This is a genomic window from Ochrobactrum sp. BTU2 (genome assembly GCF_024539785.1).
GTDB classification, from domain to species: Bacteria; Pseudomonadota; Alphaproteobacteria; order Rhizobiales; family Rhizobiaceae; genus Brucella; species Brucella anthropi.
On record NZ_JAHWRG010000024.1, the window covers coordinates 1 to 25970 of the forward strand.

Consider the following 25970-nt stretch of genomic DNA (forward strand, 5'->3'; position numbering starts at 1 on the left):
AAAGACTTGACCCGCCGTGCTCTGCATAATGCCGACGCGGCATATTATGTGTTATCCCGAGTTCGGGATAAGACATATTCGCGCGGCGTGATGTCGACGCGGACGTCGTTCCACTCCTCGGTCGGCAGTTCGGCCAGACGCCGCTCCATCAGCGCCTCGCCGGTCGAGACGATCTGGATGACGGCCGAATGGCCCGCCTCCAGATCGGCGGCGATCGAGCGAAGCAGGGTCGGCGTCTTCATGCTCGTCAAGAGATGGCCGAAGAAGCGCTGCTTGGCGCTCTCGAAGGCCGAGCGGGCGGCGGATTTCGCCTGCTTGTTGAGCGTGCCCGATCCGCCTTCGCCGCCGCAGGTGATGTTGGCGGTCTGCATCGCCGCGTCCAGATTGTTATGGATGATCGCGAAGGCGCCGGCATAGGCATCGTAGATGCGAACCTGCTGAGGCGTCAGTTCGTGCTCGATGAGCTCGTATTCGACGCCGGCGAAGGAAAGCGAGCGGGCGGTGTAGAGGCCGAGCGCGCGCAGGTCGCGGGCGAGCACCTCCATCGCCGCCACGCCGCCGGCCTCGATCGCCTCGACGAACTCGGCGCGCGTGGCGAACGGGAAATCCTCGCCGCCCCACAGGCCGAGCCGCTGCGCATAGGCGAGATTGTGAACGGTGGTCGCGCCGGTGGCGGAGACATAGACGACGCGGGCATTGGGAAGCGCGTGCTGGATGCGCAGGCCGGCGCGGCCCTGCTGCGATGCGGCGACGTCACCGCGTTCTCCCTTGCCGCCAGCGGCGTTCTGCATGGCATGCGCCTCGTCGAAAATGATCACTCCATCGAAGTCGGGCCCAAACCATTCGACGATTTGTTTGACCCTGGAAACCCTCTCTCCGCGGTCGTCGGAGCGCAGCGTGGCATAGGTTAAAAATAGGATGCCCTCGTTCAGCGTGATCGGCTTGCCCTGCGGGAAACGCGACAGCGGCGTGACCAGCAAACGCTCCATGCCGAGCGCGCCCCAGTCGCGTTGCGCGTCCTCGATCAGCTTGTCCGACTTCGAGATCCAGACGGCCTTGCGCCGTCCCTGGAGCCAGTTGTCGAGAATGATCGCAGCCGATTCCCGGCCCTTGCCGACGCCGGTGCCGTCGCCGATCATGAAGCCCTGGCGCAGACGCACAGCGTCCTTGGCGTCCTCGGCCGCAGCGGTCAGCTTGTCGAGCGTGTCATCCACCGTCCACGCACCGGCGAGGAAGTCCGAATGCGCCTCGCCGGCATAGATCACCGTTTCGAGCTGCGCGTCGGAGAGGAGATCGACGACGTTCGCCGGCAGTGTCGGTCGATAGCTCGGCTTCGGCGGGGCGACGCTCGCCATGGCGGCCGACTGCACGAGCTGGGTCGGATGCGCCTGAGCCCCGGAAATCCGGATGGTCTGGAGCCCGTATTCCTCATAGATCGCATCGGACAGGTGACCGGCATCCGCCGGCGTCCAGTCGAAGGTTTCGTAGTCGAGCGGAGCGCCCTCCGGCTCGGCATGCGCCACGGCGGGCGCGGCCCTGGCCGCCCGGTTGACATAGGCGCGGACGGTGCGCGGCGCGACCACGGGGACGGCGACGGCCGGATCGATCGGCAGGCGCGGCGGCAGATGCTCGGCCAGCCATCCGAGCAGCGTGGCCACATCTGGCGCGACGCCGGGCGCGGCCGGGAATACGGACGGGTCGTCTGCCGGCATCTTGTCGATGATGGTCAGCCGCGTCGGAAAGGTCGTGCCGTGCTTGGCATAGACTGAGCCGTCGATCGCGGCGGAGAAGACGATGCGGCCGCGTTCCTGCAGCCGGCCATAGGCTTCGGACCAGGCCGGAGTGTCAGGGGCGAAGTTGGCGCCGGTGATGGCGACTAGACGGCCGCCGGGAGCGAGACGCGCGAGCGCCGAAGCGACATGGCGGAAGGCAGCGTCCGCCATGCGGCCGTCGACATTGGCCATGGCGGAGAACGGCGGGTTCATCAGCACGACGGACGGCAGAATGCCGGCATCGAGATGATCGTCGATCTGCGCCGCGTCGACGCGGGAGATGGACAGGGCTGGAAAGAGAAGGGAAAGGAGACCGGCGCGGGTTTCAGCAAGCTCGTTGAGAACGAGCGAGCCGCAGGCGATCTCGGCCAGGATGGCTAGAAGCCCGGTCCCGGCTGACGGCTCCAGCACGCGGTCGGCGGGCGTGATCGCCGCCGCCGTCACGGCCGCGAGGCCCAGCGGGATCGGCGTCGAGAATTGCTGGAAGGACTGCGCTTCCTCCGAGCGGCGAGTATGCGTCAGCAGGAGGCCGGCGATCTTGCCAAGCTGCGGCAGGACCATCGCCGGAGAAGCGGATTTACGGAAAAGCGCCTTGCCGTATTTGCGCAGGAAGAGAACGGTCGCCGCCTCGCAGGCTTCATAGGCCGTTTTCCAGTTCCAGGCGCCGGTGGCGTCAGAGGCGCCGAAGGCAGACTCCATCGCGCCGCGCAGAATGGCGGCATCGATGCGCTGGCCACGCTCGATATGAGGCAGGAGAAGCTGCGCCGCAGTGAAGAGAGCGGCGGGGATGTCGGAATCGGGGACGATCGGAAGCGGCGCGGTGGCGGATGCCGCCGCGGATGCGGAAATCATGTTCATGTGAAAGCCTCGGGAGAGCGGGACAGGATCGAGCCGCGCAGCGCTCTCTCTCGACCGCACAGGCTCAAATCCGTCCCGGCCTCGCTCTCACTCTCATGCCATCGGCCAAATCGCCGAAAGCCGCCGATCGCGGCCTAAGGTGCTCAGGCGTCACGTCGTCGCGGCAAAGACTTTGGTTTACTATTTGGCCGAAAGGATCTGAGGCGAATTCGACCTACCAGACCCGAAAATTATGGTGATATTTGAGAGGAATACGCTCGTGATCAAGTCGCTGCTCCCGCGAGCACCGAGATTCTATTGGCTCGTTATCCTTGCTTTCGCCGCGTCGGCAATCACTTCCGACCTGCCGGGTTTCGGTGAAGGGCATTGGTCGACCTCGGCCGCATTCCGTGGCTGCGTTATCGCGGTTGCGGCGATCCTCGCGGTGCTGTCGGAGATCTTTGACATCGCGCCCACCGTCATCATCAATGCCGAGGCGCGTTACCAGAACCGGCAGGCACGGGAGGTCTACACGATCCCTGTCGCTTTCGATGCGGCGCCGACGCTCGTACCGGGGATATCGCGGCTGCATGTTACCCGCACAGATGACAATCGCGCGATCCGGCCTTGGGCGCTACGCTTCGAACATGCCGTGGATGGACGAAAGGGCGAATGGTAGCGCGGCCGTCGATATCCGCCAGCCATCGCGAACATGATGAAACTGTCAAATGGAAACGGCGCTCTGAGGGCCTATTTGGTTATTTCGTGAGGGAGGTACTGGCGTCTTGCCTGCGCTTCCCTGATTTCGCTCACCGTGCGGCGATTGGTGTTTGGCTCTCTAAGAATGTCGATGTCAGATTTTCCGTCAAAATCGGAAAGGCGAGTGAACCCCCAATATCGTAGTCGTTGAACTTGCAACTTGGATATACCGCAATTCTCCAAAAGGTCTGGATCATCACCGTCGGGCTGATGGAAATTCTTCACTAGATTCACGAGCGTGTCCTTTCATTGCATACATGAAAGTTAGCGCCCATGGTGGCTGCTGGAAATACCCCGAACTATGGGTATAGTCGTCACCGACCCTCTCACATATCACGCGCGCCTCATTAGCGAGAGGGGTGCTTTCGTAGACTGGACGCAAGGCTTGCCCCTTGCGCGCCCGAAAGCTCGTCGATGCGGTAGACCTTGGTCTGCATGATGTCAGGCATCGGGATCGCCTCCGTCCAGCACCTTGGCAAGCCAGCCGTCGGTATAGGTCCAGGCGACTGTTTCACCGGTGGCAAGATCGAGCACATGCGCGCCGCCGCCGAAGCCGCCGACGCGCGGCTTCGAGCAGGCTTTGGCATATTGGAAGCCCCAGCGGCCAGTCAGTCCGAATTCGGCGGCGCAACGCTTCACAAACTGAATCAGGCGCTCCGGGTCGCCGGTGACGTTATCGCGCATCCAGAGCTTGGCGCCGCCGTGCTCGGGCTGGATCGACAGGAGGAAGCCGTCGGAGGGCGGTTCTTCCGAGGCGCCCTCTTCGGAAAGCTGATTGTAGAGATCAAGGGCGCGAGCGGCGTTGTCGGGCGTGCCGACGTCGAGCAGGCAGGAAAAGTGGGTGAAGTAGTCGGTCATGGCAGGCTCCTGAAACGACAAAGCCCGGCGCGAAGCCGGGCTGATTGAAGGGGGATAGTGATGGGGGTCAGTCCGCTGGTGCGGGATGGATGCGGTCGTCGTCGAACGCGACGTCTTCTGCGACGGTGTGGCGGGCATCCGCCGCGACGCGATCGATATAGATGATGACGCCCTCGCGCCGCTCCTCGATCTCGACATGTTCCGGCTGACCGGATGCCTCCATCGCGATTGTGGCGGCCGCTTTGGCTTTTCCGATCGCCTCGGCGTCGCTATCGGCCTCGACTGTGAAACCGTCATATGCGCGCAGCCAGAAGCCGATCTTGATGACGTACTGCGTCATGGCCGGTCTCCCTCGACGGGAGCGTCGGGATCGCGCGCGCCGGCGATGATCGCCTCGCCACGGGCGACGGCCCAGGTGGCGCGAGCGATCCATTCCTGTGAGGACCGTCGGGCGGCCTGCACGTCCGCGAGCAGGACGGCATCCAACCCGTCACAGCCAAAGGCCCGGCCTCTTCCTCTCTCTTTCCGCCGGTGCGGTCCCCGATGATGGATCGGCCACAGCAACGCTGAAGACCCGGATGCGTTCTGCGCGTTCCGGGCCGTCGGGGATGAGGCGCTTCGCACCTCAGCTCCATGGGTCGAGTTCCAGTTTCACCATCTCGTCGTCGCCGTCGAATTCGTTGGCTGGGCAAGCGCCGTGGGTTCCGTCCCCGGCCTGGAACACGACGATGGAGACCATCAGTGTGGTGGCGAGGCTGGCGGCGAAGGCGGCGGCATCTGCGTAGGACATGGGTTCCGGCTCCTGTCTTGGAGGCGGGGGACCATCCCCCGCGCGACAGGCGCCCGAAGTGTCTGAACGGATCTGCAATCACCCTCGCGCGGTCGGGCCTTTCCGATTCCGCGAGGGCGGCACGCTTGCGTAAGCCGACCCTTCACGGGTTGATTGATAACGAGACGGCTCGGACCAAGGTCAGCGAATGGAAGCGGGGTGGTGTTTTGCTGCCGACAGGATGCCGGAAACCCGTCGCAGTTGCGTCGCCGCGCCAGCCTCGGCGGCACGCCGATGTCAGCCTGAGTTTCTGGCCGGGCACGGAATCCATCCCCGATCCCAGATCGGAGATAGCGGCTTCGGATGTTAGACTGGAGTTCGACCCGGATGATGCAATCAGCTCCAATGCCCTTCGGCGATCTCGCGATCGATCAGCGCGCGGGCCTTCAGCAGCAGATCATCGCCGCTGGTATCGATGTGGCCGTAGAACCGGGCGCGGGCGCCATTCCGGATCCAGTCGGCGTAGTAGCAATATTCGCCGGGCATCGAGCCGGAAAGCCCGCGCATCCTCGGCCCAATGGAGCTTTGGTTCCACGACGACGGTAATGCCGTCGCGGGCCTCCTCCCACGGAAGCGAACGCTCCGCAGGAGGATTGCCGCGGTCTTCGTCGAAGATTTCGTCGACCGTCATCATGGCGTGCTTCCATCGGCATTCCCGATGAAGCCGTTCGGATCGTCGGGATCGGGCGGCAGGTAGGCGTCATAGGGATTGCCGTCAGCGAGATGGCCGAACGGCGTCATGACGATATCGCCGTCGTCCGCGCGGCCTACGGCGCAGAGCACATGGCGGCGATCGCCGGTAACGGCATCCAGGCACTCCATGAGTGCGAGATTGCCGTCGCCGGCGGCGCGCAGCAGCGTGTTGAAGTTGGTGCGGGCGTGATCGGGAATGGCCATGGGTCTCTCCAGAAACGAAAATGGCCCGCGGTCTTTCGACTGCGGGCTTTGTGAAAGGGAACGAGCGAGGGTCAGGCGGCCGCCCGCCCCTCGACGACGTCGGCGCCGACCTCATCCGCCGTGATCTCCTCGAGGCGGCAACGGCTGTATCCGGCCTTTGCCAGCCAGAGGTCTACGGCCTCGCGGTTCTCCGCGAGATGAAGCAGCTCCTCGTCGTCGCCGATGGGGTGAAGCACGCGGACCATGCCGATCTTCGGCCGCTCGACGATTTCGAAGCAGAGATCGCTATCGACCGAATGCGTGCGCATGACAGTGACGAGGATGACCGAGCCGGAGGCGAAGTTGCCTTCGTGCAGGGTGATCGAGGCAGGCGCGGTATAGGTCGCGCGCTCGCGGCTGGGCTGCTTGCGCACGAGCCGGCCGACACCGTTTCGGCTTTCCCAGGCGGCTAGCGTCTTGGTGAAGCGGGCCGGCGGCTTCGGGGTGCCGTCGAAGTACCGGATCAGGCTGCCGAGCGGGGCGTCATAGACATTGTATGCGGGCATGGATTGATCTCCAGAAACGAAAACGGCCCGGCGGGATGCCGGGCCGTGTGGTGGAAGGGGACGGGATGCGGAGCGGCCGGAGCCGCCCCGCTGCTGCGGTTACTCGGCGGCGACCAGCGCCACCGGATCGTCGGAAGGTTCGGCGGCGGTTTCCGCCTCGTCGCCGCCGGCGAGGAAGTCGGGCAGCGCCACGTTCTCCTCGTCCTGCTGCGCGGACGCCTCGACGGCCGGCTCGTCGGCGAGCAGGCGCAGAGGCTCGGGCAGCCAGCCGGTGTTCGCCAGCCGCTCCTCCGCTTCGGCCGCCATCTTGTCCTTCTTCTCGAAGGCGAGCAGGTTGGCGGTGCCCTCGCCGACCGCTTCGGCTACGGCTTCGAGGATTTTCCGCTTCGTGATGCGGCCGAAGTAGTTCGCGACGGTGGGCCGGAAACCGGCTTTTGCCATGTCGAGGCCGGTCGCGCGGGCAAGCCGATCGGCTTCCGCCATGCGGGCCTGGAGCTGCTGTTCGGAAATGCCGGTGGCGCTGAACGGGTTCGGCCGCTCGTAGAGCGCGTTGATCCCGTAGGCGACGCAGTGGGCAAGCAGCGCCATGCGGCTAGCCTCGTCGAGCGCGGCGAGCCAGTCCCACAGCGCGTCGTCGTCGGCCGGCACATCGGCCTTCCAGCCGTCGTTCCGCTCTACCACCGCCTTCGCATAGGGGCTGTTCTTGAGGTCCACACCCTGTTCGCGGCAATAGACTTCCAGCACCGAGACCTGAACCGACCCGCCGCGGGTGGAGCGCCGGAAGGTGTCGCGCACCAGCTTGTGCAGCAACGCGGTCGTGGCGACATGCGGATTGGCGCCCACGGCCTCGCGCAGCGCAATGGTCCGGTGCGCGGTCAGCTCGATCACCAGCCGCTCGGGGAGCGGCTTGACGCTCTCGTCGTCGTCGGGCTCCGGCTCGGACGCCTCGCCGCCGATGGTGATGACGGCGCGCTGCACCTGCGGCGCGGTCGCGCCATCGGCCTCACCGCCACCGTCCGCGTCGAGCTCCGGCGCCGCGCCCTCGACGGTCTCGACCGGCTCGTCCTCCGGACGGACCCAGCCGCGATCCACCATCAGCTCGCCGTCCTCGTCGACACTGACGAAAACGCCGGCGATGGCGATCTCGGCCGGATCGTAGACGGGCGGACGGCGCTCGAAGGCTTCAAGCAGCTTCTCGATCTCGCCGAGGCGCTGGTCGATTTCGTCGGGCAGTTCGTCATGGCCCGCATGTTCGGCCTCGAGCCGCTCCTGCTCCTCGCGCAGCTTGTCGCGCTCGTGGCGTTCCTTCTTCGTCAGCTCCGCGAACGCGCCGGTGATGCCGCGCAGGTCGTGGTCGTAGCCGTAGGGCAGCTCAAGGTCGGCGGCGACCCACTTCCAGCCCTCGGCGGCCACCTCGGCGGCGGCGGCCTTGAGCTTCTCGCCGACCAGCCGGTCGAGAAGCGGCACGTCCTCCAGCCAGCCGTCCTCGTCGTCGTCGAAGAGGTAGCGCGGCAGGACCGGGCCGCCGGCCGCCGCATAGGCGTCGAGGCCGATGAAGCGGGCGCGCTTGTCGGAGGCCGGAACGCTGGTCTCGGTCAGCATTTCGCGAATCCGCCAGGTTTCGCGGAAGTGGGAGTTCTCGATGGCCTCCCAGATCTGCTCCTGGCGGGCGTGATCGGGATGGGCCGTGAACGCCTCCAGCTCCGCCAGCGACATCGCGCCGGTCTCGAAGGCGTCGTGCAGCTTGGGCGAGACCTTGGCGAGGGCGAGCCGCTGAGCGACGACGCGCTTACTGGTGCGGTGGGCGAAGGCGATCTCGTCCTCCGACATGCCCTTTTCCCGCATGGCGAGGAAGGCGCGGAACTCGTCGAGCGGATGGAGGGCGCGGCGCAGCGTGTTCTCCGCGAGGCTGTCGTCCTCGGCGAGAATGCCGCTGTTGGGATCGCGGCACACGCAGGGCACGGCTTCGGTCTTCGACATGCGCTTCTGCTTGACAAGCAGTTCCAGCGCGTCGAACCGGGTCTCGCCGGCCGGGACCTCGAACCGGCCGGTCTCGTTGCCATCGGCGTCGAGGATCGGGCGGACATTGAGGCTCTGGAGGAGGCCGCGATAGGCGATGTCCTCGGCCATCTCAGTCACGGCGGCCGGCGTCTTGATGCGCCGGACATTGGAGGCGCTGCGTTCGAGCTGGTTGAAGGGAATGTCGCGCGAGCGCGAGAGGGTGATCTTCTTGGCAACCTTTGCCATGGTGGACTACTCCGCGACGGGCGCCGAGAGCCTCTCTCTCCGCTATCAACCCGTCACGAAATCCCCATCCCCTCTCTCCCTCTAAACCGCGCGAGGCAGGCGCCGTCGCCCGCCAGCTTACGCCCCCACCGCCCCCGTTGCAGCCGACGAAAGGTGATGGCGGATGCGTTCGGCAAGGCGCTGCTGGTCATAGGGCTTGCCGATCGGTCCCTCGTCGCAGAGGGAGACGGCCGCCTCGGTTCTCTGGACGGCGCCGGACGTGAGAATGATGCGAACGCCCGGCCGATGCTGGCGTACCCATGCCGCAAGGCCGAAGCCGTCCATCGTGCCGGGCATCTGGATATCGGAGAAGACGAGATCGACGGGGGCGCCGGATTCGAACAGGGCGACCGCCTCGGCGGCCGAGCCTGCCTCCGCCACAACCCAGCCGCAGCCGCGCAGGTAGTCCGCGATGTCGAGGCGGATAAAGATGTCATCCTCCACGACGAGGAGGGTCTGCGGTTGGTCCGGTTCCGTATCCAATGTCAGCCCCCTGGCTGTTTTTCGCCTTCGGTCGCTTGCGCCAGCGGCGACTAGAATAGTCGCTTCGCGGGTATCGGCCGAAACCGCCGAGACGCCTGAAGGTTCCGGGAAATCGACGGCGACGTCGTTCGTGACCGGACCAGCGCGGCGGGTCGCAGTTGCGAGCGGGAGGAAGCTTGCGCTCAGCCGAGACGCGCCTCCGAGGCAAGCCCCGGCGGTCAGGGCCGCGAGGCCAGCAAGGCGCGGAAGGCATCCGGCAGGATGACGTTCGCCGGAGCGCCGGCGAACATCGGGGCGATCTGGTCCGGGCGGTAGCCGGCGAGGCCGCAGCCGATCGGCGTGACCTCGAAGCGCTGCTCGGCCCGAAGGCGGGCATAGGCGAGGAAGTCGCCGACATGGCTGCGGATGATCGCGAGGGGCAGCACGCGCAACTGGCGATCCTTGGTAGGGATTGCATAGGCGCGTCCCTGCGGCCCGACGCCCCGGCCGTAGATCGCGCCGCGGTGCCGGCGAGCCCACAGGGCCGCGCCCTTGCCGTGGCGACCCGCGAGATTGGAGCCGAAGACGAAGACGAATTCGATGGATGTCGAGCTACGCATGGAGACCTCCTGGCTGCTGCCGCTCACCGTGAGCGGTAGGGCTCCGAGGGACCGCCGGAATCCCGGACAGTCACCGAAGCGGGCGCCTTTGGGCGGCGGCGATGGGGAACGGCAAGGCCGTTGACTTTGCGGAGGCCGCGGCGGCACGCCGGGAGAACACCGCCCAGGGCGAGAGGCAGCGGCCGGCAGGACAGTGGGGATCATCATGCCGTTCTCCCGCTCGTCATCCGGCCAAGCCGCGCGGCCCTCCTGACCGCGACGGGCCGCGTGTCGGCCGCCTGGGCAATGCGCTCGATCGTCGCCAGCTCCGCGTCCGAGCAGTCGCCCGTAATCTCGATCTCGACGAAGTGGCCACCGCTACCGACCTTGGAGTCGCGCAGGCGATGGCCCGACGAGGTGTAGAAGCTCTCGTGGCGCTCGATCAGGCGCACGCGAGAACGCAAGAAGAGGATGCCGGAGCCGAGATTGCCGCAAAACAGCAGCTCGTCCGCCTCCGTGGTCTTCGGCCCGCCGCCCACCTTGCGCTGGCCGATCTGGCGGAAGGCGGCGTCGAAGCTCGACGGGTCCGGGGTCATCCGCGCCTTCAGCTCCGGGTGGAACTTCCAGGGCGGCCGGTGCGGATCGACGCGGCCGACGTCGATCTGGTGAAGCAGATCCGCGAAATAGCCCGGATCGGCCGGATAGGGGCAATCGCGCCAGATCTCGCGGACCGTGCTCCGCAGCGCGTCGGGCAACGCGAACAGGCGGGCGCGGGCCTTGCGCCAGGAGGCCGCCCGCATGCGGCGGCGCTCCCGTTCGGCCTCGTCCCACCAGACGGCGCGACGGGCCATCTCCTCGTCGACGCCATGTTGGCCGGCGGCGATCTCGTTGGCGAAGAGGGGCAGCGCCTCGCGTTCAAGGCGCTGCTTGCGGAGAAACGCCGCACGCTTTCGCGACGTGTCGCCATAGGGTTCGGGTCGATGCCAGCGGCGGAAGCGCATCACACGCCGTCCCACCGGGACCGCCCTGCCGCACGGATAATCCGTTCGGCGCGGCGAATGCTGCCGGCTTCGCGCGCGGCCTCGGCCCAGACCGAGATCGGGAACTCGCCGGTGAAGAGGATGTCGCGGTCGATACCCAACCCGAACGGCAGGCGCACCGCGATCATTTTCTTGAGCGAGAAATAGCCGAGCTCCGGTTCGCCAAGATCGGCCAGACCGAACAGCGTGTCGCCGTCGGCGGCGAGCTCTGTCGTAAGCCAGACGCCCTCACCGAGCGGATTGAAAAACTTGACCATCGGCACATGGTCGGCGTCGCGGATGCGGCCGTTGGCCAGTAGCTGCGCGCGCAGTTCGTCGGTCAGGAGGATCATGCCGCCCTCCTGTCGATCGCGTCGCTGCCAGTGTCGGTCGTTTCGGCCTCGGGCAGGAACGACAAGATCCAGTCGGCCGCTTTGCTGGCCTGCGAGGCGGCGCGGACGATGGCGCGATTGTCCTCGCGCAGCACCTCCAGCCACGAACCGATATAATCGGCGTGTCGTACAGTCGGAACGATGCCGAGCGAGGCGCAGCAGAAGGCGGAGCTCATCTCGGCCACGAGCTCCTCGAACGCATACTTCCTGGTTCCAAAGGAGCCGGAGAGATCGCGGTTCAGCCGGCTGTGGTGGCCGCTGGCGTGGCCGATCTCGTGGAGCGCGGTCCTGTGCCAGTTGATCGGCTCGAAATAGGCTTGCGGCGGTGGCACGGCCACGTAGTCGAGCGTAGGCATGTAGAAGGCCCGATCGCCGCCGATGCGGAAGTCGATGGCCGTCGCCTTGATGAGAGCCTCGACCGTCGGTTCGATGAGGCCAGGCGGCGGGGGCGGCGCGGCAACGGTGATGTCGTCGGGCAGACCATCGCATTGGGCGGTGTTGAACACAGTGAACCGCTTGAGAAAGGGTATGGCCTGGGCTTCCTCGCCGGTTTCCCGCGCCCGCCGCTTCTCGTCCTCGGGGATGAAGCGGTCGGCATAGACGACGGTGGTGCCGTGCTCGCCCTTGCGGACATTTCCGCCAAGCGCGGCGGCCTGACGGTATGTGAGCCACCCCTGACCGGGAAAGCCATGCTGTACGACTGCGCCCCAGAGGATGAGAATATTGATGCCGCTATAGGCGCGGCCGGTGCTGGCGTTGTTCGGAAGCCCAAGCGGGGCTTTGGCCTCGGCCTTGCCCCAGGGCTGCACCCACGGGAAGCGCCCGGCCTCGAGGTCGGCGATGATCTTGTCGGTGATTTCGTCGTAGAGGTTCGTCCGGTCGGAGCCGGTGCGAGGGGTGCGGTCATGTCTGGACATTGCGGTTCTCCGCGACGGGCGCCGGGAGCCTCTCTCCCAGCCCTCAACCCGTCACGGCTAACCCAGTCCGCACTCTGACTCTCGGGGGCGTTGCGGGGTCTCCCCGCAGAAGGGGGTGTGCCGGCGACTTCGGCGCCGGCCAGGGGGAAGACCTTCCCCCAAAGTTCTATCGGATCGTAAACCTGGGAAAACGCAAAGCCGACTATAAGGAATTACGCCCTTCAGGCGAGGTATCCGAAAACGGTTACTCAAGCCGAAACCGCATCCGCCAACCCGTCTATGAGCAGATCAAAAGCGATGCGCAGGTCCTCCTGCCGTAGCTTCTCGACCAAATCGCCGCAAGTCGGCAGGCCAATCTCGACGGACCTGCGACTCGTTCATTCGCATCAGCCGCGGACCAATTGCGCAGCCGCTTCGCCGGCGCTGTCCATATAGCTGGTGTCCCGGTGCAGAAGCACGACGGCGAATGCGCCATCGAGCAGAAGAATGATCTGCCTCGCGAGACGGCGCGCTTCGTCGGGGGCCCGGATTTCCTCCAGCACGACACAGAGCCAGTCCTCGACCCGCTTCTTGTGCGCGCGGCCCGCGAGGATCGCCGGATGTCCCGGCAGGTGGATGAGCTCGACCGAAGTCCGCAGGAACCCGCACCCCTTCCACTTGGGATGCCGCGCAGACGCCGCCAGATTGCGGAAAATGCCTTGCACCTTGTCCGCCGTGTTGCCCTCGGTCTCGGCGAACCAGCGCTGGAACAACGCAAGGTTCGGCTGGTCGCGCGTTTCGAGATAGGCGGCGATCAGATCGTCCTTGCTGCGGAAGTGATAGTAGAGCGTCCGCTTGGTGAGCCCGGCCTTCTCGGCAACGGCATCGACGCTGACGGCGCGGATGCCTTCCGCGTGGAACAGCTTTCCGGCTGCCTCGATGATGCGCTCGCGTGTCGGTCTCTCTGATCTCGCCATGCCCAAATGTATACCCACTAGTGAATATATTCAATCAGCCGATGCGCTTATCGTATCGGGATGTGTAACCAGTCTTCAAACGCCCCTGCTATCGAAGGACACCCGGTCGAGTTTGCGTCTCCAGATGGGGTTCTGCTTGCCGGCCATCTCTGGCGGGTCCGGCAAGCTGACCCCATGGGGACAGTCATTATCAATCCTGCAACCGGGGTGCTCGCGCGCTATTACCATCGCTATGCCCGTTTCCTCGTGGAGCACGGATTCGACGTGCTGACCTATGATTATCGCGGCATCGGACTGTCGCGGCCCGTCCGTCTGCGTGGCTGCGGCTATCGCTGGCGTGACTGGGGCGAGATGGATTTTGAAGCCGCCATCAGGTTCGTAGAGCGGCAGGGCCGTCATGACAGAGTGCTGGTGGTCGGGCACAGCGTTGGCGGCTTCCTGCCGGGACTCGCTGCGAGTGCTCGCCGCATCGAGCGCATGGTGACTGTTGGCGCCCAATATGCCTGGTGCGGCGACTACGCCTTGCATCGGCGGCTCCGCCTGTTTCTCAAATGGCATGTGGCGATGCCCGCGCTGACACTTGCCTGCGGCTATTTCCCCGGCCGCCGACTGGGTTGGCTGGAAGACCTGCCGGCTGGCGTCGCCTTTGAATGGAGTTTTCGCAGGTCGCGTTTCGAGCATAGCCATCCGCGCGCGGTGCGGAGGGGCGCGCTCGACCGCATGGCTGCCGTCACGGCGCCGATCCTGGCAGTGGCCATGTCCGACGACGAGCTTGGAACGCCGGCCGCCATTCGCCGGACGCTGAACTACTACACCGGCAGCGCCGAGCGAACCGCGGTGCTGCTACGGCCGTCGGACTATGGCCGCGACATGATCGGACATTTCGGCCTGTTCCACGACAGCCATGCCGCAGGCTTCTGGCTGGATACGCTCCTGTGGTTGCGCGACGGCCGAAATCCATGGCCCGGCCACGTCATCGATCCTTGAAAGGAAGATTCTCATGCACCGTCTCTTTTATTCGCCCGGGGCCTGCTCGCTCGCTGTCCACATCGTGCTGGAGGAAATCGGCGAACCCTACGCGGCAGAGGTCCGCTCAGCCAAAAACGGCGAAGGCACGACGACGGCGGACTATCTGGCGCTCAACCCGAAAGGCCGCGTGCCGGCGCTCACAGGCGTTCCCGGCGGCGCCGGAGGCGCGCCTGATCTGCTGACAGAAGCGGTCGCCATCCTGCTGTTTCTCGCCCGCAGCCATCCGGAAGCGGAACTGCTGCCGGCCAATCCGGCGGGCGAGTCCCGATGCCTGGAATGGCTGAGCTGGATCTCGATCGATCTACACGGCATCGGCTACGGCCAGCTCTGGCGTCCGCACCGGTTCGTGCCCGATCCGGTGCTCCATGAGGCAGTAAAGAGCAAGGGGATAGAGAACATCGGCACCGCCTACGACCATATAGATCACATCCTGTCCGATGGCCGCGACTGGGCAGTGCCCAGCCAATACACGGTCGTCGATGCCTATCTTGTCGTGTTCTGGCTCTGGGGCCGTCGAATTGGCCTCGACATGGACACAAGGTGGCCGAACTGGGCGCGGCTGATGCACAAGGTGCTGGAGCGTCAGACCGTGAAGCAGGCGCTCAGGCAGGAGGGCCTGGCTTGAAATAGCGCGCATCACGGCCCATCAGGCGTGCGTAGCTGATGTCAGATGCTCGAACAGACTGCGCGCGGGCGGGGTCAGCTCCGCTTCGCTGCGAACACAGACGGACAGTTCGCGCGTCGCCCAGCCGTCGTGAAGGCAAGCCATTGCAATATGTGCGGATCGCCTCAAGCGCCGCGCTGCCGTTTCCGGAACGATGCCGACGCCGACGCCCTCGCTGGCCATTCGGCAGATACCTTCGAAACTGCGAAGCGCAACGCGCAACTTCAACTTCGTCCCAAGCTGGGCAGCCTGCATCTCAACGTGCTGTTGCAAAGCTCCGTCCGCCAAGGCGATGAAAGGATGATCGAGCAGATCGGCGAAGCGAAGCTGGGGCTTTTTCGCAATATCATGGTCCAGCGCGAAGACGGTTACCAGCCGGTCGATGGCGAAGGGGTGCGATATGAGGTTGGCGGTCTCAGCGGCGCTGGACAAGTTACCGATTTCGGCAAAGCCCGCGGCAACACTGCGCGCGATCTCAGAGCTTTGCCTTTCTTTCAGTTCGATGTCGATCTGTTGATGAGCTGCCATCCAGGGGGCGAGCCGTTCGGGAAGAAACTCCGTAACTGCCGCCGTATTGGCGAAGATGCGGACGCTCGCGCGCATTCGCTTGGCGTAGCGGGATATCTCTCCGCGCATCTGCGCCATTTGATGCAGGATCGTGCGCGCATGGTGGGCGAGCGCCTCGCCGGCTTCGGTCGGACTGACACCCCGCCGGCCGCGCTGGAGCAGCAGGACTTCGCCAGCGGCTTCCATGTCGCGCAGCCGCTCGCTGGCAGCCGGCAGCGACATCCCCGCTTCGGCCGCGCCATGGGTGATGCTACCGGCATCGACGACGGCCAGAAAAAGGCGCAGATCAATCAGGTCGAAACGCATGCTGAACGTATAGTCGCTTATCTGCCTTCGGTATAGCCGAAGTCACGCATCCGATCTTCCGCATTGTGGAAAGACACCCGTCCGATAGTCATGGGCAATGTTTGATCTTTCCATACCGTTACTCGCAGCAGTCGTTGCCACTTTCTTCGCGGCCGGCTTCGTCAAGGGTGTCACCGGCATGGGGTTGCCTACCGTGGCGATGGGCGTGCTTGGTGCCCTTGTTTCGCCACTTGCGGCCGCAAGCCTGCTGATCGTGCCGTCCTTTGTCACCAATGTCTGGCAGCTCTTGGCCGGCCCGAACTTCGGCTCACTACTGGGGCGGCTCTGGCCGATGATGCTGGCCGTCGTCACGGGAACCGTGCTCGGATCGACATGGATCGCCGGCGGCGACACGAAGCTTACGACGGCGTTTCTCGGCATCGCGCTCGTCGTCTATGCGGGCTATACATTGTTCGCGCGCCAGATCAGCGTTCCGCGCCGTAGCGAGCCGTGGCTGTCACCGCTGATCGGCGCAATCACAGGAGCCGTGACGGGGGGAACCGGCGTTTTCGTCATTCCGGCAGTTCCCTATCTCCAGGCGCTTGGTCTGTCTAAGGACGACCTCGTGCAGGCTCTCGGCCTCTCGTTTACCGTGTCGACGATCGCGCTCACCGTCGGACTTGGCGTGCATGGGGCATTTCAGGCCGATCGTCTCTCGCTATCGGCGCTTGCGGTCTTGCCGGCGCTGGCGGGCATGTGGGCGGGGCAGCGCGTTCGCAACCGGATCAGCCCGCTCGTCTTTCGCCGCGGCTTCCTGATTTGCCTGCTGTTGCTTGGCTGCGAAATGGCCATGCGGTCTCTGCTATGATTTGAGGAGTCTTTGTGGGCAAGCAAGTTCACCGATGTGAGAAGCCGATTGTTTTCTCTAACTTCGGCGAACCGGAACGTGGTCGGCACTCAATCTTCTGCGAAAAGCTCATAGAGCGGAGCACAAATAGCTGTTAGATCAAGTTACATTGAATTCCGGCGAGTACGAATCGGGAGGGCGGGAACGATGCATTTAAGGAAGCTTGCTGTCCGAAACTTTCGACGGCTGCAAGATGTTGTTATCGACCTCGCATCTGATATTTCCATCTTCGTCGGCGCTAATAATAGTGGCAAGACGTCCGTTGGCCACGCACTCCAGCTCTTCACAGGCCATGGCCGTTTCAACATCCATGATTTCAGCGCGGATTTATGGCCGGGGATCGTGGCATTCGGTGCGGGCGACGACAGTCTGGCGTTGCCGACCATGGAAGTCGATATTTGGCTGGAAATCGGGGCGGAGGATGTTCATCGCGCCATTGACCTGCTGCCTAGTCTCGCTTGGGACAGCACCCTCGTCGGGATGCGTGTCGCCTATGCGCCGATGGACCCTGACGCGACCCGTGTCCGTTTCAATAAGGCCCGCGAGCGCGCGCTCGCCGCAGTCGAGAAAGATGTGAACGGCGTCCCGGTGTTTGACCCAGCGCCACGTCACCTTCGCGATTACTTGCGCGATGCTCTCCATGATGAATATGAGCTGCGCTACTTTGTGCTCGATCCGGCGCGGTTTGACACCGACATGGTCGCCGAGGATGGCTACGTACCCTCGTCGCTTGCGGGTCGGGATCGCAGCGGCCGGGAAATTCTCAACAGCATCCTGCGCATCGATTTCCTGGACGCCCAGCGTCACCTGTCCGACAGCTCCGGAGGAGGTCGGGCCGAGGACCTCTCGCGAGTCCTTAGCCGCTTCTACGGACGCAATCTTGAGCAGAAGGGTGACGACCTCGAGGCGCTTCGCGCATTGGCTCAATCGGAGATCGCGCTCAACCAGCATCTGGAGAGAGTGTTTGAGCCGACCTTGAAGAGCTTATCGAAGCTCGGCTATCCGGGACTATCCAACCCTCGCATGATGATCCGCTCCGCGCTCGATCCGGCACAGATCATGAGCAGCCGTGATGCGGCCTTGGTCCACTACGCGCTCGGGCCAGACGATGGTGCGGCCGATCCCCCGACACTGCCTGATCGCTACAACGGGTTAGGATTCAAGAACCTCATATTTATGGTCGTTGAACTGCTCGACCTCCATGCGCAATGGCTGGCTATCGAAGAAAACCGTCCGCCGGTCCATCTGTTCTTCATCGAGGAACCAGAGGCGCACCTGCACGCGCAGCTCCAGCAAGCTTTCATTCGCAAGGTGATGGACATCCTCGCGCTCAAGGGTGTCGACCGGACCGCTTACACAAGCCAGGTCGTCGTCACCACGCACTCGACCCATATCCTCTACGAGCGGGGCTTTCGGCCGATCCGCTATTTTCGGCGTTCGCGCGCGAACGCCAAGTCGACGTCCGACGTGCTCAACCTTTCTGCATTCTACGACAGCACCGCCCCCGACATCCGCACCTTCCTTGAGCGCTACCTCAAGCTCGCGCATTGCGATCTGTTCTTCGCAGACGCCGCCGTGCTCGTTGAGGGCAATGTCGAACGGCTATTGCTGCCGCAAATGATCGAGACTGCTGCTCCGCGACTGCAATCGACATATCTCACCATTCTGGAGATTGGTGGCGCTTTCGGCTACCGCTTCAAGGCGCTGATCGAATTTCTCGGCCTCACCACCCTCATAATAACCGACCTTGACAGTGTGTTCGGTCCAGCAGCCTTGGCCGAAGGCGGAGACGCCGTCGTAGGCCAAGCTGGCGGGCCCGCGGACCAGAGTGAGGCGGCCGCACAGGAGGAGCCTGATCTCGACGCCGCTGACGAGGATGATGAAGGCGAAGAGGCGGCGCCGGCGGCGGGCGACAAGCCGGGCAAGGCCTGCATTGCCGGGCATCCAGGCGCGGCGACCTCCAATCAGACGTTGCTGCAATGGCTGCCCAAATGCGGGACCATCGAGGCGCTCTGGGATGCGACGGCCGACGACAAGACTCAGGCTCGTGTGAATGACGATGACGCGCTTGTTCGGGTTGCCTATCAATGCCGCACTGACGTCAGTTGGGGTCAAGATACGGCTGCGCTCGCAGGGCGAACGCTTGAGGAGGCTTTCGCGCTTGAGAACCTCGAGTGGTGCCAGCACAAGGATCGCCGGCTGCTTCAGTTGAGGATCGCGAAGAACGACGAAAAGACGCTGGCTGAGCTCGTCAGCCGTATCCACAAGCGCGTTCAGGCGAAGAGTTTCAGCAAGACCGACTTTGCTCTGGCGTTGCTCGGTGAGGATCCAACCAAGTGGATTGTGCCGGAATACATCGCAGAAGGGCTACGTTGGCTGGAGGGGGAAATCGCTCCGCCCGATCCGGAACCTGATGACGAGGACGAGAGCGAAGACGAAGACAGCGATGGTGGGGCTGAGGGCGACACTGGCGCTGAAGACGCCGTCCACCCCGCCGTGTCCGCTGCTGGCAACGGATTTGCCGCATGACCAGTCGCATCGGAAGCCCGGACACCCCCGCCGACGTAGAGGTTCGCGCCTGTCTTGATGGAAAAGTTCCTCGTTCCTTCGTGATGGTCGCAGGGGCCGGCTCAGGCAAAACAACCTCGCTGATCAAGGCCCTTGACCATCTCGCCCGAACCCGTGGCCCTTCTTTGCGTCGCGCGGGGCAGCAGATCGCCTGCATCACCTATACAGAAGTCGCCGTCGGCGAGATTTCTGAGGATGTTGGCGTCTCGCCGCTATTCCACATTTCCACGATCCATAGCTTCCTGTGGTCGGTGATCCGGCCGTTCCAAAGCGACATAGCAACCTGGGTTGGCGTCAGAATCGAGGAGAAGATCGCCGAGCGGCGAGCGCACTACGAAAAGCCACGCACGCAGGCACGAACCAAGGCGCGGCTAGAGACCGAGATCGCCGAACTCGACGCGCAGTTGGGCGCGATTGCGTCGGTGGATAGATTCACCTACGGCACTGGCAGCAGCTATGCCGAAGGTATTCTGGGTCATGATGACGTCCTTAAACTGACGCCCTATTGTGTCGGCGCGCATCCGCTTTTGCGCAGAGTTATGGCCAGCCGCTTTCCATTCATCTTTGTCGACGAAAGTCAGGACACCAACCCGGAAGTCGTCGAGGCATTGCGCTCGATCGCAGCGGAGCAGCCTAGGTTGTGTGTCGGCTTTTTCGGCGATCCGATGCAGAAGATCTATATGAGCGGCAGCGGTGCTATTCCGCTTGAGGAGGGCTGGGCGAACATCAGCAAGCCGGAGAATTTTCGTTGCCCGACGTCAGTTCTCACGGTGGTCAACGCCATCCGCGCCGGCGGCGACGGTCTCGTCCAGACACGTGGACGCCGGATCAAGGTCGGCGAAGTAGAACAGCCTGTACTTGGCACGGCCAACCTGTTCGTTCTGCCGGCCGACCATCAGCGAAGCGCTCGCCTCGCCGCGGTCCGCGCATGGCTCGCAGCGCAAACCGATGACGAGCTTTGGCTGAGCGATGTCTCCGAGGGCGATGTCAGACTGCTGGTCTTGGTCCACCGGATGGCAGCCGTCCGGCTCGGCTTCCCGAGCCTCTATTCTGCGCTCAACGATCACGCCCCGACCAGCTTTGCCGAAGGGATCGCTGACGGCTCCGCTTGGCCATTACGACCTATAGCGCAGCAGATCCTGCCTATAGTATCGGCAGTTCGGCAAGGCGACCACTTTACGGTCATGTCGATCCTGCGTCTCGCCAGCCCCAAGCTCCAGCCCGATCGACTGCGGGGCCAGCCAGCGGCGGCTGTGCTGACAGGGCTGCAGCAGGCGGTCGATCACCTTGTGGCAATGCTTGCTGACGGTTCGCAAGCAACAGTCGGCGCGGTGATGCGGCATGTCCACGATACCGAATTGGTTCGACTGGATGACCGCTTCGGACCGCATATGGTCGATGGGCCGGTGGACGACGGTAGCAGCGGCTTCGCGAATGTTCAGGCTTTACTCGCCTGTAGCGTCAACGAGCTCTGGGCGTACCGCCGCTACTTCACCGAGGAGTCGCCGTTCGCGACGCACCACGGTGTAAAGGGAGCGCAGTTCGAGCGGGTCCTCGTCGTGGTGGATGACGAGGAGGCGGCGTTCCACCAATACTCATACGGGAAATACTTCGGCTACGTACCGCTTTCTGAGAATGATGAGGCCCGGATCGACGCTGGCGAAGAGACGGTCCTCGATCGCACCCGGCGCCTTTTCTATGTATGCTGCTCCCGCGCCATGACGGATCTCGCCGTGGTGCTCTTCGTGCCGGACGTGCCAGCGGCGCTCGCCGCAATCTCAGAAAAGGGGTTGTTCCCGGACACCTCGGTTTGGGGCGTTGAGGCGCTCCTCTGATCAAGGGTAGCGGATGGCGCGATCGTGGTAGCCGTTTTGTTGCCATGTAAAGCAGCGACTGCATCAAGTCGGAGGCTTCAAGAGGTGAACGCGAGGATATCCCAACCGGGAGGATCGTAGATCTTTGAACGCTTGATCTGGCCCGAGAAGCCCGTCGCTTTCGCGATTGCCGCCCTGTCGGCCTTCCAGTCCCGTCGATCCCGGTTCGGATCGGCCATGATCTGTGTGATCATATCGTGAGGGTCGACCGGATACCGATAAAGACCGCGGGGATCGCTGTTGCCCGCATCGCCGAAGTGGAGCAAGCGTATTTCGGCCTCGTGCTTGAAGGCGCGGCGCTTGAGAAGAAGCGATCGGGCGAGCCCTAATGCCGAGATTTCCAGACGTCCGTTGTTGGCCAGATATGCCTTGAGGGCCGGCTCGGTCTCATAGCTGACGGCGCCTACAAAACACGTGTCTTGAGGCATGCGAGGGTGAGCTGTGGCAAGCGCAGTCAGCAGTTTTCGTGGCGTTGAACGGATACGTAGATACCTCTTGCTCGGATCGTTCGCATATATTCCCCACATCGCCTCCGAGAGGCTGTGCCGCGTCCAGCACTGGCCGACGAAATCATCCTTGAAACTGTAATTGAACCGTTCACCATCCAACGTTCCGCCAAGGTTGAGCTGGAAATTCTCGAACTTGTCCTTCCAATTGCTGATCTTGCTCAGGACGTTCTGCCTGTCGCTGAAAAGTGAAAAAACGTACTCCTGCGGCATGATGCGATAGATGTGTTGATCAAGTTCCTTGTCGTCCAGATTCAAGAAATTCATTCTTGTCGTTCCCCCCATTATAACACTCCTAGTTCGAACACGCTATTTGGCCTGACGCGCCGCTTCGTCTCGTCGCCGTTGAACGATGCTTTCCATCAAACGCGGCTGTGGCGTCCTGCCGAAACGGTTCCGAATGAAGCGCGCCTGACTCTGATCAATGCCATAGACGAACCGCGATGCGCCTTCGACGACCTGCCGATTGCATTCCTTCACGAGAGCGATCTGGTTTGTACGCAGGACTCCGTCGAGAAAGCCGCGATCATGGGAGGCGATGAAGAGAGGGCGCGGACCAATCGGCAGCGCGATATGGTCCCCCTCCTGATCGAGGCTATTCGTCCGAATGATCGGGCGGTCAGAGGTCAGGAATGCGGGGGCGTCTGGCGGTGATTGCAGCACGCGCCACTCCATTTCATTGATTTTGCCGCCAACGCTGTCGTGGTCTACCAGGGAATAGAAGACCTGGAACTGATGGCGTTCCTTGATACCGAGCGGTTGGCCTGCGAGGAACTCGGAAAAGGTCGCTGGATCTTCACCGCCGCGCGCCGCCTGATAGCGCGCTTCAGCTTCAGCGTCGGTGCGGCTGAAATCCTCGTGCCACCATTCCCTGAAAGCCTCGATATCCTCGGGGCAACGCAGCAGCAGCGACAGGAGAAACCTCGTCCACGCCGAGCGGCTATGGCTGTCCCAAGGCGCCTGGTGGCCGTGTCGCTCGAGCATAGTAAGCGCGTTGGACGCCCAGGTATCGAGCGGCTTGAAGAACTTTTCTTCGACCTGCTGCGCAAGGCTCGGCTCAAAGCCCTTCAGTTCATAGAGACGCTCCCGATACCCGGTGCGATCAGGCATGATCCTTCTCGCGACGATGTCATGACGCGGTTTGGTGAACTCGGTGACCTTGCCGTCGGCAGCCGCCCATCTTTTCAGGTAAAACGCCGGGATATAGTGATGCTTCGTTGGAGGGTTTGACGTCATGTACTGTATTGTGCCGATTTCGCGATATTACTTCAAAGGATAACAAGTACATGACGCGATTTCACCGGAAATTCCTGCCCCTCACCGTTATCTCGCCTATGTAGGCGTGACTGCCCGACAAGGTCCGGCCCCGGAACGGGCTCGGCGGAAGGCCGCGCGGATCTGGCGTCGGAGTACCGTGATGGAGCTCGTCACCGCCTCCGCTAAATGCTGGTTCGGGCGTCAGCGAGTGAGGCTGCGATCGCGGCCATCGAGCGGAAAAGTACAAGCGGATCATCCCGCGTGGGAAGGAAACCACGACGTAGCCAGAACTGCGCGGCTTCATTATCCACGGCGTTGACCATCAGAGCCCGCCCGCCGATCAGACTTGCGGCCTGAACGCAGCGCTGAAGCGCGTGCTTTACCAAGCCGGTGCCAATGCCGCGCCCCGACCATGCCGTATCGGTGGCAAGCTGGCCGAGAAGAAGGCAGGGGACAGGATCAGGCGGCTGACCAGTGCGGATCGAGCGCGGAAGCACTCCCGGGACAACGGCGGTCGGCGCAAGACCGTAGTAGCCGACGACACGTCCGGCCTCGTGAACGACGAGGACGGCCGTGAAGCCCTTTTGCTGATTAGAGAGAGCGCGCGTCTTCAGCCAGTGATCGAGCGTCGGCTTGCCACAGGAGAATTCGAAAACATCATGCGCGGCGGTGAGCGGTTCGGGAGCCGATAACGCCACGGCTTACCGCTTCGGCTCGTAACCAGCTTCCCAGGGCGCGAGCCGCTTGGCCAGCTCGACCATCTCGGGAACCGGGTTGGCCGGGGCGGCGAGAATCTCCATGAACCCGACGAACCCTTCCGGGCTCATGCGGATCAGGCCTTGCTCCATGACGACCTCCTCGGCCGCGCGCACGGCGGCGTCGCGCACGAAGTCGGTACGCGAGCGCCCGCGCAGCGTGGCGGCGCGATCGATCATCGCGACATCCGCTTCCGGTAGTCGCATTGAGATGGGATATTCCTTGCGTTCCGCTGTGCTGGCCATGAGTCGTCTCCTTGAACGCAAGATAGGGTATTGTATCGCAAAACGCAATACGCTAGTGTGGCTTCCATGTTCAGCGATCTCGAAACAGGCCCATCGGAGCAAGTGATGACCGAGCGCGGGATGAAACCCCGTAGGTTATTTCGCTATGCCATGGTGCGAGAGCATACGCGGAAGTACGCCTTCACGCGCGTCAGCGCGCCAAACACCGCCGAATATTCTGTCGCGTTTTCAGTTGCTTATACTGTCTTTCCGGCAAATGATGCCAGGCATGACCTTGCGAGCACCCCAATATCCGGCGAAGATGACAAGAAACGAGCGCGAAGCGCTGCTCGAATCCTTGCTGATCGACGAGCCGGAACTGACGTTCACGCAGCGCGGCAATCCCGATCCACGCCTTTTGCGTCTGGTCGACTTTCTGGCTCGCCAGGCGGCGCGGGAGTGTTACGCGGAAGAAGTGAAAATGATGAAGCAACGGGGGAAGCGCACCTCCTGATGCCGAGAGGAGACATGCAGTGAAGGTCGCGCTCTACGCCCGCTATTCTTCCGACAATCAGCGCGACGCCTCGATCGCCGACCAGTTTCGCATGTGTCGCCTGCACGCCGAGAAGCAGGGCTGGCAGATCGTCGAGGAATACTCCGACCATGCCATCTCCGGCTCGTCGCTGCTGCGCCCCGGCATTCAGGCTCTGATCTCCGACGCCACGCGCGGCCGCTTCGACTTAATCCTCGCCGAAGCGATGGATCGCCTGTCGCGTGATCAGGAGGACATTGCCGGTCTCTTCAAGCGGATGTCCTATTCGGACGTGAAGATGTTCACCCTTTCCGAGGGTGAAGTCTCGCATCTGCACGTCGGCCTCAAAGGCACGATGAACGCGCTGTTCCTGAAGGATCTGGCCGACAAGACGCGCCGGGGACAACGCGGCCGTGTCGAAGCCGGCAAGTCCGGGGGCGGCAATTCCTACGGTTACGACGTGGTGAAGAAGCTGGACGCAAGCGGCGAACCGATCCGCGGCGACCGGACGATCAACGAGGCGCAAGCCGAAGTTGTCCGCCGCATCTTCCGCGACTATGCCGCTGGCAAATCGGCAAAGACGATTGCCTTCGCCCTGAACAGGGATGGCATCGCCGCGCCTTCAGGCGGCGCTTGGGGCTTCAGCACGATCAACGGCAATCCGAAGCGTGGCAACGGCATCCTCAACAATGAGATGTATGTCGGCAAGATCGTCTGGAACCGCCAGCGCTTCGTGAAGGACCCCGACAGCGGCAAGCGGCAGGCTCGCCCGAACCCTGAATCAGAATGGGTCATTCAGGAGGCGCCTGAACTGCGCATCCTCGATGACGATCTCTGGAATGCGGTGAAGGCGCGGCAGGGTGATAATCGGATCGAGCGGGACGAAAGCGGCCTGGCCGACGTCCGCACGATGAACCATCGCCGCCGGCCGAAGTATCTGTTTTCCGGGCTGACCAAATGTGCCTGCTGTGGTGGCGGTTACTCCGCGATCTCGGCCACACTGATTGGCTGCTCGACGGCGCGCAACAAAGGCACCTGCGACAACCGGGTGAACATCCGCCGCGAGGAACTGGAGACGCGCGTGCTGAATGCGCTGCGCACCAAGCTCGTCGATCCCGAGATGTTCGCTCGTTTCTGCGAGGTGTTCACCCATGAAATGAACCGGCTGCGCAGGGAGGGTCGAGCCGGCATCGCCTCGGCTGAGGCCGAGATCGCGAAGATCGACCGGGAACTCGACACGCTGCTCAACCTCATCCTCAAGGGCGGCGCAGCCGACGCGATCAACGCCAAGATGGTGCTGCTGGAACAGCGCAAGAAGGAACTGGCGCTGTTCCTGGCTGAGGCGGAGGAACCGCCTCCCCTTCTGCATCCTTCGATGGCCCTGCAATACCGCAAGCGGGTCCAGCAGCTCTACGAAGCCTTGCAGGACGAAGAGGAAGAGAAGCGGATCGAAGCGGCCGACATCCTGCGCTCGCTGGTGGACAAGATCGTCCTGACGCCGGTGGACGGGAAGGTGGAGATCGACGTTCAGGGCGATCTCGCTGGAATCCTTATGATTTCCGCACAAACGAAAAACCCCGCCTTGGGCGCAGGGTCATCGCAAGTAAAGATGGTTGCGGGGGCAGGATTTGAACCTGCGGCCTTCAGGTTATGAGCCTGACGAGCTACCGGGC

General features: G+C 63.4%; 25 protein-coding genes and 2 pseudogenes. 8 read left to right on the plus strand and 19 right to left on the minus strand.

Annotated features, from left to right (window positions below; translation table 11 throughout):
* Positions 1–68: 68 nt before the first annotated feature.
* Positions 69–2630: pseudogene (locus KWJ32_RS25580) on the minus strand (strawberry notch family protein); the annotation flags it as partial.
* A 259-nt stretch (positions 2631–2889) separates the two neighbouring features.
* Between KWJ32_RS25580 and KWJ32_RS25585 the strand changes: the two are divergent.
* Positions 2890–3288, plus strand: coding sequence for a hypothetical protein (locus KWJ32_RS25585; RefSeq protein WP_151610642.1), 399 nt, complete (start codon positions 2890–2892; stop codon positions 3286–3288).
* Positions 3289–3809: 521 nt separating this feature from the next.
* Here KWJ32_RS25585 and KWJ32_RS25590 read toward each other — a convergent pair.
* The 13 genes and pseudogenes from KWJ32_RS25590 to KWJ32_RS25650 form a co-directional block, all read right to left on the minus strand.
* Positions 3810–4226: a hypothetical protein gene (locus tag KWJ32_RS25590; RefSeq protein WP_151610641.1), complete on the minus strand. Its 417-nt coding sequence runs from the start codon at positions 4224–4226 to the stop codon at positions 3810–3812.
* 67 nt (positions 4227–4293) lie between these two features.
* Positions 4294–4566 carry a hypothetical protein gene (locus KWJ32_RS25595; RefSeq protein WP_151610640.1) on the minus strand — a complete coding sequence of 91 codons (273 nt, stop codon included), beginning with the start codon at positions 4564–4566 and terminating at the stop codon, positions 4294–4296.
* Positions 4567–4851: 285 nt separating this feature from the next.
* A complete protein-coding gene (locus tag KWJ32_RS25600) occupies positions 4852–5016 on the minus strand; it encodes a hypothetical protein (protein WP_151610639.1) in 165 nt (54 codons plus the stop codon).
* Positions 5017–5391: 375 nt separating this feature from the next.
* A pseudogene (locus tag KWJ32_RS25605) lies at positions 5392–5689 on the minus strand (hypothetical protein).
* Positions 5686–5952 carry a DUF6117 family protein gene (locus KWJ32_RS25610; RefSeq protein ID WP_151610638.1) on the minus strand — a complete coding sequence of 89 codons (267 nt, stop codon included), beginning with the start codon at positions 5950–5952 and terminating at the stop codon, positions 5686–5688. The pseudogene KWJ32_RS25605 and the gene KWJ32_RS25610 overlap by 4 nt, the downstream one beginning before the upstream one ends.
* Before the next feature lie 71 nt (positions 5953–6023).
* Entirely contained in the window at positions 6024–6497 is a 474-nt protein-coding gene (locus KWJ32_RS25615) for a hypothetical protein (RefSeq protein WP_151610637.1), read from the minus strand.
* A 99-nt stretch (positions 6498–6596) separates the two neighbouring features.
* Complete coding sequence (locus KWJ32_RS25620) at positions 6597–8744, minus strand: ParB/RepB/Spo0J family partition protein (RefSeq protein ID WP_151610636.1); 2148 nt, start codon at positions 8742–8744, stop codon at positions 6597–6599.
* A 117-nt stretch (positions 8745–8861) separates the two neighbouring features.
* Positions 8862–9266 (minus strand): response regulator, encoded by a 405-nt coding sequence (locus tag KWJ32_RS25625; protein ID WP_192799869.1) that lies wholly within the window; start codon positions 9264–9266, stop codon positions 8862–8864.
* Positions 9267–9484: 218 nt separating this feature from the next.
* Positions 9485–9865 carry a hypothetical protein gene (locus KWJ32_RS25630; RefSeq protein ID WP_151610635.1) on the minus strand — a complete coding sequence of 127 codons (381 nt, stop codon included), beginning with the start codon at positions 9863–9865 and terminating at the stop codon, positions 9485–9487.
* Positions 9866–10068: 203 nt separating this feature from the next.
* A complete protein-coding gene (locus tag KWJ32_RS25635; RefSeq protein WP_151610634.1) occupies positions 10069–10845 on the minus strand; it encodes a hypothetical protein in 777 nt (258 codons plus the stop codon).
* Positions 10845–11216 carry a DUF2958 domain-containing protein gene (locus KWJ32_RS25640; RefSeq protein WP_151610633.1) on the minus strand — a complete coding sequence of 124 codons (372 nt, stop codon included), beginning with the start codon at positions 11214–11216 and terminating at the stop codon, positions 10845–10847. The genes KWJ32_RS25635 and KWJ32_RS25640 overlap by 1 nt, the downstream gene beginning before the upstream one ends.
* Complete coding sequence (locus tag KWJ32_RS25645) at positions 11213–12172, minus strand: zincin-like metallopeptidase domain-containing protein (RefSeq protein WP_151610632.1); 960 nt, start codon at positions 12170–12172, stop codon at positions 11213–11215. Before KWJ32_RS25645 ends, KWJ32_RS25640 begins: the two co-directional genes overlap by 4 nt.
* 386 nt (positions 12173–12558) lie before the next feature.
* Complete coding sequence (locus KWJ32_RS25650) at positions 12559–13128, minus strand: TetR/AcrR family transcriptional regulator (RefSeq protein ID WP_151610644.1); 570 nt, start codon at positions 13126–13128, stop codon at positions 12559–12561.
* 60 nt (positions 13129–13188) lie between these two features.
* On the opposite strand from KWJ32_RS25650, the gene KWJ32_RS25655 reads away from it, so the two are divergent.
* Complete coding sequence (locus KWJ32_RS25655) at positions 13189–14115, plus strand: alpha/beta fold hydrolase (RefSeq protein WP_151610631.1); 927 nt, start codon at positions 13189–13191, stop codon at positions 14113–14115.
* A gap of 13 nt (positions 14116–14128) precedes the next feature.
* Positions 14129–14782, plus strand: a complete 654-nt coding sequence (locus tag KWJ32_RS25660; RefSeq protein ID WP_192799868.1) for a glutathione binding-like protein — start codon at positions 14129–14131, stop codon at positions 14780–14782.
* A gap of 21 nt (positions 14783–14803) precedes the next feature.
* On the opposite strand, the gene KWJ32_RS25665 is transcribed toward KWJ32_RS25660, so the two are convergent.
* Entirely contained in the window at positions 14804–15694 is an 891-nt protein-coding gene (locus KWJ32_RS25665; RefSeq protein ID WP_151610629.1) for a LysR family transcriptional regulator, read from the minus strand.
* 97 nt (positions 15695–15791) lie between these two features.
* Here KWJ32_RS25665 and KWJ32_RS25670 point away from each other — a divergent pair, with 97 nt between their 5' ends.
* The 3 genes from KWJ32_RS25670 (at position 15792) to KWJ32_RS25680 (ending at position 20983) form a co-directional block, all read left to right on the plus strand.
* Complete coding sequence (locus tag KWJ32_RS25670) at positions 15792–16541, plus strand: sulfite exporter TauE/SafE family protein (RefSeq protein ID WP_151610628.1); 750 nt, start codon at positions 15792–15794, stop codon at positions 16539–16541.
* A 186-nt stretch (positions 16542–16727) separates the two neighbouring features.
* On the plus strand, positions 16728–19109 hold the full coding sequence (locus KWJ32_RS25675; RefSeq protein WP_151610627.1) for an AAA family ATPase: 2382 nt from the start codon (positions 16728–16730) through the stop codon (positions 19107–19109).
* On the plus strand, positions 19106–20983 hold the full coding sequence (locus tag KWJ32_RS25680; RefSeq protein ID WP_151610626.1) for a UvrD-helicase domain-containing protein: 1878 nt from the start codon (positions 19106–19108) through the stop codon (positions 20981–20983). Before KWJ32_RS25675 ends, KWJ32_RS25680 begins: the two co-directional genes overlap by 4 nt.
* 77 nt (positions 20984–21060) lie before the next feature.
* Here KWJ32_RS25680 and KWJ32_RS25685 read toward each other — a convergent pair whose 3' ends face one another.
* The 4 genes from KWJ32_RS25685 to KWJ32_RS25700 all read right to left on the minus strand — a co-directional run bounded on the left by KWJ32_RS25685 (position 21061) and on the right by KWJ32_RS25700 (position 23786).
* Entirely contained in the window at positions 21061–21795 is a 735-nt protein-coding gene (locus KWJ32_RS25685; protein WP_256886460.1) for a hypothetical protein, read from the minus strand.
* Between the two features lie 42 nt (positions 21796–21837).
* Positions 21838–22764: a DUF4238 domain-containing protein gene (locus KWJ32_RS25690; protein ID WP_151610624.1), complete on the minus strand. Its 927-nt coding sequence runs from the start codon at positions 22762–22764 to the stop codon at positions 21838–21840.
* 203 nt (positions 22765–22967) lie between these two features.
* Positions 22968–23483 (minus strand): GNAT family N-acetyltransferase, encoded by a 516-nt coding sequence (locus tag KWJ32_RS25695; RefSeq protein ID WP_151610623.1) that lies wholly within the window; start codon positions 23481–23483, stop codon positions 22968–22970.
* 3 nt (positions 23484–23486) lie between these two features.
* Entirely contained in the window at positions 23487–23786 is a 300-nt protein-coding gene (locus tag KWJ32_RS25700) for a DUF1778 domain-containing protein (protein ID WP_151610622.1), read from the minus strand.
* Positions 23787–24054: 268 nt separating this feature from the next.
* On the opposite strand from KWJ32_RS25700, the gene KWJ32_RS25705 reads away from it, so the two are divergent.
* Both KWJ32_RS25705 and KWJ32_RS25710 read left to right on the plus strand, forming a co-directional pair.
* Positions 24055–24279 (plus strand): hypothetical protein, encoded by a 225-nt coding sequence (locus tag KWJ32_RS25705; RefSeq protein ID WP_151610621.1) that lies wholly within the window; start codon positions 24055–24057, stop codon positions 24277–24279.
* Positions 24280–24298: 19 nt separating this feature from the next.
* Entirely contained in the window at positions 24299–25951 is a 1653-nt protein-coding gene (locus KWJ32_RS25710) for a recombinase family protein (protein WP_151610643.1), read from the plus strand.
* Positions 25952–25970 lie beyond the last annotated feature (19 nt).